The following is an 828-nucleotide window of genomic DNA, read 5'->3' as shown; positions in this document are numbered from 1 at the left end:
AGGGGAATGAGCTGGCCTTCCGCATCCCGGTTGAATTCCATGAATACCAGGTTGTAAATCTCCACAAACCGGTCGTCATCGGTTAAATCCACCGGCCCCTTGCCCGGCGCAAAGTCATAGTAAATTTCCGAACACGGCCCACAGGGACCCGTCGGCCCCGCCGCCCAAAAATTGTCGTCCGCCCCCAGTTTTTGAATCCGTTCAGCCGGTAGCCCAGCAATGTCCTGCCAGAGGGTTGCTGTTTCGGGGTCGCCTTCGTAAACGCTCACCGCCAGGCGCTCCGGGGGCAAGCCAAACTCCTGCGTCACCAGCTCCCACGCCCAGGCAATTGCTTCCTTTTTGAAGTAATCCCCAAAGCTGAAGTTGCCCAGCATCTCAAAGAACGTGTGGTGCCGGGGCGTGCGTCCCACATTGTCAATATCATTGGTGCGTAAACAACGCTGTGCCGTGGTCACCCGAGGAGCGGGCGCTGGTTGCTGCCCCAAAAACACTGGCTTGAAAGGCAACATCCCCGCAATGGTGAGCAAAACTGTCGGGTCGCTGGGGATCAACGACGCACTCGGCAATACCTGATGCTGCCGCTGGGCGTAGAAATCCAGGAATCGCTGGCGAATAACGTCACCCGTCCAGGGCATGGGCGGTTCCACAACAGATAAGTACTTCAATTCTAAGCATTTTCCGCCACTGCTCTCATGGCTGGTACGGATGCCCCACAACGTTGCGCTGCTTGAGCCAAACGCTCGTCCTGGGTTGCCAATGGCAGTTCCAGACGCATGGCCAGGTCGAGATAGGTGGCATCGTAGACAGAAAGGTCTTGCTCTCGGGCTA

Annotated in this window: 2 protein-coding genes; both read right to left on the bottom strand. The window is 57.2% G+C overall.

Annotated features, from left to right (window positions below; all coding sequences use genetic code 11):
• A partial coding sequence (locus NZ772_19420) for an alanine--tRNA ligase-related protein (GenBank protein MCS6815727.1) occupies positions 1–635 on the bottom strand: 635 nt, incomplete at its 3' end.
• A 32-nt stretch (positions 636–667) separates the two neighbouring features.
• On the bottom strand, positions 668–828 hold a 161-nt coding region (locus NZ772_19415; GenBank protein ID MCS6815726.1), incomplete at its 5' end, for a type II toxin-antitoxin system VapC family toxin.

Source organism: Cyanobacteriota bacterium, assembly GCA_025054735.1.
GTDB lineage: Bacteria > Cyanobacteriota > Cyanobacteriia > SKYG9 > SKYG9 > SKYG9.
The sequence above is the reverse complement of the archived record's forward strand: the minus strand, read 5'-3'. Positions and strand labels throughout refer to the sequence as shown.